The organism is Caballeronia jiangsuensis, from assembly GCF_046030135.1.
GTDB lineage: Bacteria > Pseudomonadota > Gammaproteobacteria > Burkholderiales > Burkholderiaceae > Caballeronia > Caballeronia jiangsuensis.
In genome coordinates this window covers 46,212-52,211 of record NZ_JAQQDB010000053.1, presented here as the reverse complement: position 1 = coordinate 52,211, position 6,000 = coordinate 46,212, and the positions used below count along the sequence as shown (strand labels likewise).

Genomic DNA, 6,000 nt, shown 5'->3' with positions numbered 1-6,000 from the left:
ATAAAGGTGGGGTTTTTGCGTTGGGCAACGCGCCGCGGAGAAAAGCAAAAGTCGCATCCCCAAGCGCTAAAATCCTTCTACGTATTTTCGAAAGGCACGGCCAGCGCCGTCGATGTCCCCATGCTACGTCTAAGCGAAATCAAGCTCCCGCTCGATCATCCCGAATCGGCTATCGAATCGGCGGTTCTCGCACGTCTTGCGGAAATCGGGGTGACGGCGAACGAGCTCATTCACTACCACGTATTTCGCCGTGCGCACGACGCCCGCAAGCGCTCCGACATCAAGCTCACCTACATCATCGATGTCGAACTGCAAGACGAAGCATCGGTATTGAAGCGTCTCGACGCGCATCCCCATCCGCATTGCAACGTTACGCCCGACATGGCGTATCGCTTCGTGGCGAAAGCGCCGGCGCATTCGACGTTGCCGCGTCCGGTCGTCATCGGCATGGGGCCTTGCGGGCTGTTTGCAGGCTTGGTCCTCGCGCAGATGGGCTTCCGCCCGATCATCCTCGAACGCGGCAAGGCCGTGCGCGAACGCACGAAAGACACGTGGGGCCTCTGGCGACGCAACGAGCTCAACCCGGAGTCGAATGTGCAGTTCGGGGAAGGCGGTGCCGGCACGTTTTCCGACGGCAAGCTCTACAGCCAGATCAAGGATCCCAAGCACTATGGTCGCAAAGTACTCGATGAATTCGTCAAAGCTGGCGCGCCGGAAGACATCCTGTACTTGAGCCGCCCGCACATCGGCACGTTCCGGCTCGTGAGCATGGTCGAGAAGATGCGCGCACAGATCCACCAGCTCGGCGGTGAAGTGCGATTCCAGCAGCGGGTCGAGGACATCGACATCGATAACGGAAAGGTGCGCGGCCTCAAGCTTTCGACCGGCGAAACGCTCCGCTGCGATCATGTCGTGCTCGCCGTGGGGCACAGCGCGCGCGACACCTTCGAGATGCTGCACGATCGCGGCGTGTACATGGAAGCCAAGCCATTCTCGCTGGGTTTTCGCATCGAACATCCGCAAGGCGTGATCGATAGAAGTCGCTTCGGCAAATTCGCCGGTCACGAAAAGCTGGGCGCGGCCGACTACAAAGTGGTCCACCATTGCAGCAACGGCCGCGCGGTGTACAGCTTCTGCATGTGCCCGGGCGGCACGGTCGTCGCGGCAGCGTCGGAGCCCGGGCGCGTCGTGACGAACGGCATGAGTCAGTATTCACGCAATGAGCGCAACGCGAATGCGGGCATCGTCGTGGGCATTACGCCGGATGACTTTCCGGGTGGTCCGCTTGCCGGCATCGCTTTTCAACGCAAGTGGGAAGAGCGGGCGTTCGAACTGGGCGGCGGCGACTATTCCGCGCCGGGGCAACTCGTCGGCGACTTCATCGCGGGGCGCGCGTCGACTTCGCTTGGTTCGGTCAATCCATCGTACAAGCCGGGCGTGAAGCCCACCGACCTGAGCACCGCGCTGCCCGATTACGTGATCGAAGCGATCCGCGAAGCCTTGCCCGAACTCGACAAAAAGATCAAAGGGTTCGCGATGCACGACGCCGTTTTGACCGGCGTCGAGACGCGTACGTCTTCGCCGATTCGCGTGCGTCGCAAGGACGATTATCAGAGCGTCAACGTCGACGGTCTGTACCCGGCGGGAGAGGGCGCAGGCTACGCTGGCGGTATTTACTCGGCGGCGATCGACGGCATCGAAGTCGCGGAAGCCGTCGCGTTGCAGATGATGGCGCAGCACGCGGCCGCGGTATAAAAAAAGAGCGCATCGGTCGATCCGCTGCGCTCTTCATAACTAAAACTGCGGCAAGCTCAGGTCACCACGCCCACTTGCCAGGGCACGAATTCACTCTGCCCATATCCGTGCAGTTCGCTCTTCGACGCCACGCCTGACGCGCAGTCGAGCATCATCTGGAAGATCTGTTCGCCGAGTTGCTCGATGGTCGCCGAACCGTCGATCACGCCGCCGCAGTTGATATCCATGTCCTCTTCCTGCCGCTCCCACAACGCCGTGTTCGTCGCGAGCTTCAGCGAAGGCGAGGGCGCGCATCCATAAGCAGAACCACGACCCGTCGTGAAGCAGATCAGATTCGCGCCCGACGCAACCTGCCCCGTCGCGGACATCGGATCGTATCCGGGCGAATCCATGAAGACGAAGCCCTTCGCATCGATACGCTGCGCGTATTCATATACTTCGACCAGGTTCGTCGTCCCGCCCTTCGCGACCGCGCCGAGCGACTTTTCGAGGATCGTCGTGAGACCGCCGACCTTGTTGCCGGCCGACGGATTGTTGTCCATCGCCGCGCCGTTGCGCGCGCAGTACTCTTCCCACCACTTGATGCGCGCGAGCAGCTTTTCGCCGACTTCGCGGCTCACCGCGCGGCGCGTTAGCAGATGCTCCGCGCCGTAGACTTCGGGCGTCTCGGAGAGAATCGCGGTGCCGCCGTGCGCGACGAGTTTGTCGACCGCGGCGCCCAATGCAGGGTTCGCCGAAATGCCTGAATAACCATCCGATCCACCGCACTGCAATCCGACGACCAAATTCGCTGCCGGAACCGGCTCGCGCTGCACGCGATTCGCATCGACGAGCATTTCCTCGATCATCGCGATACCGCGCTCGATCGTCTTTCGCGTGCCGCCGCTGTCCTGAATCGTGAAACTGCGCAGCTTGGCGCCGTCCTTCAGGCCACTCGATTCGAGCACGCCCGAAATCTGGTTCGTCTCGCAGCCCAATCCGACGAACAGCACGGAATGAAAATTCGGATGGATCGCGTAACCCGCAAGCGTGCGGCGCAGAATGCCGAGGCCTTCGCCCTGCATGTCGATGCCGCAACCGAGTCCGTGAGTGAGCGCGATCACGCCATCGACGTTCGGATAATCCGCGAGCGCTTCCGGATGCACATCGCGCCGGAAGTGATCGGCGATGGCGCGCGCGACCGTCGCCGAGCAGTTCACGCTCGTCAGCACGCCGACGAAATTGCGCGTCGCCACGCGGCCGTCCTCGCGGCGGATGCCCATGAATGTCGCGGGCTTGTCGACGAACGGCGTCGGATGCTGATCGACGCCGAACTCGTGCTCGCGCGCGAAATCGGCCATCGACAGATTATGCGTGTGCACGTGCTGTCCGCGCGAAATCGCCTCGCGCGCCACGCCGATGGTCTGGTTGTAGCGCTTCACGGGCGCGCCCGCGGCGATGTCGCGGGTCGCGATCTTGTGTCCCGGCGGAATCAGCCCCGCGACGACGAGATCCTCCGACGCGATGCGCGCGCCGGAGAGCAGCTGACGCGTCGCGATCACGACGTCGTCGTTCGGATGCAGCCGGATGACCGCATGGTCGGTGGATGTGGTGGACATGGTTTTGTTCTCAGACCGTGGAAGGTGCGCGGTTGTCGAGCCGCGCTTGCTCTTCTTCGGCGCGATTGAGCGGTTCGATCTTGCCGACGATTACAAGATAGCTGAATGCGCCGAGGAAGCAGAAGCCGCCCGCGACGCACAGCGGAATCACGAACGAACCCTTGGTGATCGCGAGCATCACGCCGGTGAAAGTCGTGATGACGATGCCAGCGAGGTTCGACGCGAAGTTCTGGATGCCGCCGATCGATGCGACGTGATCCGGCGTCGGCGCGACGTCGCTCGGCAGCGACCAGATGCTGGCGGCCGCGAAGGCGAGACTGGCGTAAGCGATGCCGAAGAACGCGAGCATCAGATAAATGTTGGTCACGAACGCGCACAGCGTAATGACCGACGAAAGCAGCATGCCGCCGACCATGCAGGTCTTGCGCGCGGCGGTGAGGCTCCAGCCGCGTTTGAAGAGCGCGTCCGACACCCAGCCGCCGAACCAGCCGCCCGGAATCGACATCAGCGCGGGAATCGTGCCGAGCGTGCCGAGCGATTTCAGCGAGAAGCCGTGCGCCTGCACGAGATAGCTCGGGAACCAGGTGATGAAGAAGTAGATGACGAAGTTCAGGCAGAAGAAGCCGAGCATCATGCCCCACAGCGTGCGGTACTTGAACAGCGACGCCCACGACACCTTGGTCTTCGGCGCGACCGGTTGCACCGGCGCGGCGTCCACCTCGCCCGTCAGGTCGCCCGTGGACTTGTTACGGTAGATCAGGAACCAGCCGAGAATCCACACGAAGCCGATCACGCCGGTGATAACGAACGACGCTTCCCAGCCGAACGAGCTGATGATGAGCGCGACCACGGGAATCGAGAGCGCCGAACCCACGCGCGAGCCGCTATCGAAGATGCTGGTCGCGAACGCGCGCTGCTCCTTCTTGAACCATTGCGACACGAGCTTCGCGCAGGACGGATACGCGCCCGCTTCGCCGATGCCCAGCATCAGACGGCAGCCGAACATGCCGACGACGCTCGTCGCGACGGCGGTAAGCGCCGTGAACACGGACCACCAGCCCACGGCGAGCGGCAACGCGATACGTGCGCCGACGCGATCGACGAACCAGCCGAAGGGCATCTGCATGAGCGCGTAGCTCCAGAAGAAGCCGCTCAGGATGAAGCCCATTTCAGCGGGGCCGATGCCGAGCGCTTTTTCGATCTGCGGCGCGGCGACCGCGAGGTTCGCGCGATCGATGTAATTGATGGCGATTGCCAGAAAAGCCAGAAATATCACTACCCAACGCATTTTGCGCATCGTTTGTCTCCTCAATGGGCGGCACTTCATGTGTTCCGGCCCGATCCGCGATGCCGGCGCGGTGAGCCGTAATTCGAAAGCTGGGTATCGGTCTTCAGGCGGATTCGAGCGCGTCGTGCAGACGCTTCTGATCGACGTCGAGATTCAATTCGCGCGCGAGCTCGATGACGGGCCGGAAGCGCCGGACTTTCTTCTCGTCGTGATTGCGCGCGATATCCGCGAGCCGATGCACGAGAAACGGATTCTCGAAGCGGTCGCGCACGCTCGACAAATATTCCGCCGCGACATCGAGCTTGCCGAGCGCCGCGAACACGGGCAGCACTTCGTCGCGCCACGTCGCTTCGAGCGGCTCGCGATATGCGGGATCGCGCATCGCGTCGAGCACGGTCATGTCGGGTGAGCCTTCGCGGGTGCGCCAGATTTCGGCGAGCATCGTGTGGCCGAGGTTCAGCATCAGCAGCTTCAGGCGTTCGTAGTGCGCGAGATCGTCGGTCACGACGATGTCCTCGTGCTCGCACGGCAGCACCATGCCGGCCTGCCGCTCGATCGCCCACAGCGCATACGGCTCCGCGATCGCGCCGACCGGCTGAATCGGCTCCGACACGATACGGTCCACGAGCGAATTCACCCACACGCAGTCTTTCGTGAGATAGCCGATGAACGCCTCGTCGACGTTCCAGCCGCGCGCGATTCCGATCACCAGATCGCGCAGCGTGTCGCCGTTGCGCGAAACCAGTTCGCAGGGCAAGAGCGTGATCGCTGCGGCGCCGGCCTGGTATCGCGCGTGGAGCAGCACCGCGAGCTTGGCTGCGAAGCCGCGCGGCGTGCGCTGGCCGTCGAGCAGATCGGCGGTGTCTTCGTCGAAGAGTGCGTAGCCGGCGTCCGCCGTGTTCGAGACGATCACTTTCACGTCGCGCTTCACGCGCTCGATCAGCAAAGGCCAGTCGTCGTTCGCGTGCAGCGCTTCGGTGATCGAATCGCATTCGACGGTCGAATCGATGGTCTCGTCGCTTCGACGGCCGCGAATGCGGACCGGATAACGGCCGGCCGCGCGCAACGCCTCGACGCGCGCGCGGCTGTCGGCGCTGGACGTAGTCTGAACGACGGTGATCTTGCCGAGCGCTTTCGCCGGATCGCGGCGCGCCGCCTCGCTGACGAAAAAGTCGACGTGCGCCTGCAGGAAACGGCTCGTGCCGAATTGAAGAATCGGATTGCTCATCGTCGGGAGCTGGGGAATTAGTCGAGTGGGAACGGTTCCAGATCGCCTTAAAAAAATTGGCCACCTGGCCTTACCGGATTGCATACTAGTGTCTTGAAACAGAATTGGTCAAGCCACTTGTAAGCGGTCTG

Annotated in this window: 4 protein-coding genes; 1 reads left to right on the top strand and 3 read right to left on the bottom strand. The window is 62.7% G+C overall.

From position 1 onward, the window contains the following. The first annotated feature begins 120 nt into the window (after positions 1–120). Positions 121–1,755, top strand: a complete 1,635-nt coding sequence (locus PQR08_RS34565) for an NAD(P)/FAD-dependent oxidoreductase (RefSeq protein ID WP_408163868.1) — start codon at positions 121–123, stop codon at positions 1,753–1,755. A gap of 56 nt (positions 1,756–1,811) precedes the next feature. Here PQR08_RS34565 and PQR08_RS34560 read toward each other — a convergent pair whose 3' ends face one another. The 3 genes from PQR08_RS34560 to PQR08_RS34550 all read right to left on the bottom strand — a co-directional run bounded on the left by PQR08_RS34560 (position 1,812) and on the right by PQR08_RS34550 (position 5,869). Continuing rightward, entirely contained in the window at positions 1,812–3,353 is a 1,542-nt protein-coding gene (locus tag PQR08_RS34560) for a UxaA family hydrolase (RefSeq protein WP_408163867.1), read from the bottom strand. A gap of 10 nt (positions 3,354–3,363) precedes the next feature. After that, positions 3,364–4,650: an MFS transporter gene (locus tag PQR08_RS34555; RefSeq protein WP_035509880.1), complete on the bottom strand. Its 1,287-nt coding sequence runs from the start codon at positions 4,648–4,650 to the stop codon at positions 3,364–3,366. A 94-nt stretch (positions 4,651–4,744) separates the two neighbouring features. Beyond that, positions 4,745–5,869 (bottom strand): mannitol dehydrogenase family protein, encoded by a 1,125-nt coding sequence (locus PQR08_RS34550; protein ID WP_408163866.1) that lies wholly within the window; start codon positions 5,867–5,869, stop codon positions 4,745–4,747. Between the last annotated feature and the right edge of the window lie 131 nt (positions 5,870–6,000).